The sequence below is a fragment of the Xanthomonas sp. SHU 308 genome (assembly GCF_000364645.1).
Classification (GTDB): Bacteria; Pseudomonadota; Gammaproteobacteria; order Xanthomonadales; family Xanthomonadaceae; genus Xanthomonas_A; species Xanthomonas_A sontii.
The window spans coordinates 1-2,865 of the sequence record NZ_AQOK01000308.1 but is presented as its reverse complement, the minus strand read 5'-3'; the positions used below and the strand labels follow the sequence as shown (position 1 = coordinate 2,865).

The window sequence follows — 2,865 nt, the reverse complement described above, 5'->3', positions numbered from 1 at the left end:
TCCCAATGTGGCTGAAATGAATGTCGATACAGCCTAGGGCCTATCCACAGCAGTCAATAACCAGGTCACCGACGCCGTCACCGTGCCCAATGCCAAGGGCATTGGCGAAGCGCCGTGACAGGCAATGACGTCCGTCGACAAAAGCTTGGCGCATTCGGTAGGCACGCCGTTCGAGAATGCTGTGTCAGCGCCGCTGCTGCCGGCTACGCTGGCGCAGGCGACCTGCCCGGGAGCAATGCAGACGCCGAGCGCAAGCACGACCGCAGGCTCGGTTGAGAAGATCGCCCAGGCTGGTGTTGCCGACAATCTAGCCAGCTTGCCGGCGGTGCTGCGGGCGTTCAAGGACAAGATGCCGACGCGGGCTTGATGGTCATCGTTGAAGACGTGCTCTGCGACGGCTCAGCGCGACACGTCTTTGTGCTTGAAGGAGCTGCTTCAGCCGCAACGGGCAATCCCGCTCACGCACGTCGCGGCGGCGGCCGCTCCCCAGGACTTGCGGTGTTTTGGCCAGGGTGCCTGTGGGAGTGACCTCAGTCCCGACGCCTTCCAAGGTCGGTAGTCGGGAGACCTCGTTGATCGCTGACGTCTGCAAATAGGCCTCCCTTCGCGATTGAAGCTCACTAGCGTCGCCGGATCTTGCATCTACAGCGGTGTCGCTATCGACCATCGACGTTCCGCGACCCCACGTCGTGCTTCCTGCCGCGCTGCCGTGGCCTCGTGGTGCGCGCCCCGGTTTTCTTTCGGCGCTTGCCTGAATCAAGTAGCCGTCGCTACACCACGCACGCACTCCGCAGCGTCAGCCGACGCGCGCGACAGCTCGCGGGTGCGATACGACTCACCCCATTCGCGCAAACTGATCAGCACCGGCGCGAGGGAGTGGCCAAGCGGCGTCAGCGCATATTCGACCTTGGGCGGCACCTGCGGATAGACGTGGCGCACGATGACGCCGTCCTCCTCAAGCTCGCGCAACTGCAGCGTCAGCATGCGCTGCGTGGCGTTGGGAACCAGGCGCGTCAGTTCCATGAAGCGCTTCTTGCCGGAGAGCAGGTGGAACAGGATCACCGGCTTCCACACCCCGCCGATCACCGACAGCGTGACTTCGACCGCGCAGCCGCTCTTGCCATCCAGACGTTTCAGACGCATGGTCGTTGTACCTACAAAATTGATAGTACCTGCGAAAATTGTACGTTCTTGCGATGCAGGAAGTGCATCCCGACAATGCCTGCAATGCGGTTTCGCTGCAACTGATGCGGCGCTGCCCTCGCCACTTTTCCGCTAAGGATGTCGTGCCCATGAAAGCCATCACCCTGCGCCAGCCCGCTGGCCTCGAGAACCTCCGCCTCGTCGATCTGCCCGATCCCGGCCAGCCGGGCCCCGGCGAACTCCGCGTGCGCGTGCATGCCAGCTCGCTCAACTTCCACGACCTGGGCGTGGTGACCGGCCGCATGCCCAGCGCCGACGGCCGCATCCCGATGTCCGACGGCGCCGGCGTGGTCGAGGCGGTGGGCGAGGGCGTTGACGAGTTCGCCGTGGGCGACGCGGTCGTCTCGACCTTCTTCCCGACCTGGCTGGATGGCGGCCCGACCATCGCCGATTTCGCCACCGTGCCCGGCGACGGCGTCGACGGCTATGCACGCGAACACGTCGTTCGTCCCGCGCACTGGTTCACGCACGCCCCGCGCGGCTACAGCCACGCCGAAGCGGCGACGTTGACGACCGCCGGGCTCACCGCCTGGCGCGCACTGGTGGTGGAAGCGCACCTGAAGGCGGGCGACACCGTGCTGGTGCTCGGCACCGGCGGCGTGTCGATCTTCGCCCTGCAGTTCGCCAAGCACATGGGCGCCACGGTGATCGCCACCTCGTCGTCCGACGAGAAGCTGGCGCGTGCGCAGGCGCTGGGCGCCGATTTCACCATCAACTACCGCCGCGACACCGACTGGGCGGCCAAGGTGCTCGACTACACCAACGGCCGCGGCGTCGACGTGGTGATCGAAGTGGGCGGACCGGACACGCTGGGCCAATCCATCCAGGCCTGCCGCATCGGCGGCCACATCGCCTTGATCGGCGTGCTGACCGGCATTGCCGGCCAGGTGCCGACCGTGGCGCTGATGCAACGCCACCAGACCCTGCAGGGCCTGATCGTCGGCAGCCGCCGCCACCAGCGCGACATGGTCCGCGCCCTCGACGCGACCGGCATCAAGCCGGTGGTCGACCAGACCTTCGCGCTGGCAGATATCGCCGATGCGTTTGCGCATCAGGCGGCGGGGAAGCATTTTGGGAAGCTGTGCCTATCGACCTGAATTGCGTGGATAACGAAGAAGGGATCGGCCCGTTTTTTGGCCATACCGGTCTCTGACAGAATTCATGGCCGATGAACTCAGACCACCTGGCCTCCTCGGGCAACCCTTTCCTGTTGCGAAGCGTCGTATGCCAATTGCTGTGCCTGTTGCCGGTCGAAGGCTTGTGCGTGTTGCGACGTCTCGTGCAAGGGGGGAGCCGGCTCGCGTGTATCCAGCGACACCTTGAAGCCTGGTGTGGTCCCGACGACCCATAAGGTATCGCCAGACATGCGTACGCCATCAATCTTGGTGGCGTCCGTGATGCCCTCCTTCTTGCTCAACAGCATGGTGTGGGCGACGTGGTCGTCGGAGATCTCACGCGGGGTCGCCGCTCTGAGCTTGTCGAACATCGTCTGGTCGTTCGACGAAAGGCCGTCGTGTGGCCCCGGTTGCTGATCGCCGTGCGCAGCGTGCCCTGCGCCATTGGCCGTGGTGGCGTTGGGCGTAACAGCCGCCGGCCGTTCCGCATGCGGTGCAGCGTCGGGTGTCCTAGGCTGTATCGACATTCATTTCAGCCACATTGGGA

General features: G+C 64.8%; 3 protein-coding genes and 1 pseudogene. 2 read left to right on the top strand and 2 right to left on the bottom strand.

Features of this window, described 5'->3' with window-relative positions; genetic code table 11:
- Positions 1–82: 82 nt before the first annotated feature.
- Positions 83–367, top strand: a pseudogene (locus D588_RS0110950) (RebB family R body protein).
- A 389-nt stretch (positions 368–756) separates the two neighbouring features.
- Here the strand turns inward: D588_RS0110950 and D588_RS0110945 are convergent.
- Positions 757–1,143 (bottom strand): helix-turn-helix domain-containing protein, encoded by a 387-nt coding sequence (locus D588_RS0110945; RefSeq protein ID WP_017916002.1) that lies wholly within the window; start codon positions 1,141–1,143, stop codon positions 757–759.
- A 149-nt stretch (positions 1,144–1,292) separates the two neighbouring features.
- On the opposite strand from D588_RS0110945, the gene D588_RS0110940 reads away from it, so the two are divergent.
- Positions 1,293–2,300 carry an NAD(P)-dependent alcohol dehydrogenase gene (locus D588_RS0110940; protein ID WP_017916001.1) on the top strand — a complete coding sequence of 336 codons (1,008 nt, stop codon included), beginning with the start codon at positions 1,293–1,295 and terminating at the stop codon, positions 2,298–2,300.
- Positions 2,301–2,377: 77 nt separating this feature from the next.
- Here D588_RS0110940 and D588_RS0110935 read toward each other — a convergent pair whose 3' ends face one another.
- Positions 2,378–2,689: a hypothetical protein gene (locus D588_RS0110935; RefSeq protein ID WP_017916000.1), complete on the bottom strand. Its 312-nt coding sequence runs from the start codon at positions 2,687–2,689 to the stop codon at positions 2,378–2,380.
- Positions 2,690–2,865: the final 176 nt, after the last annotated feature.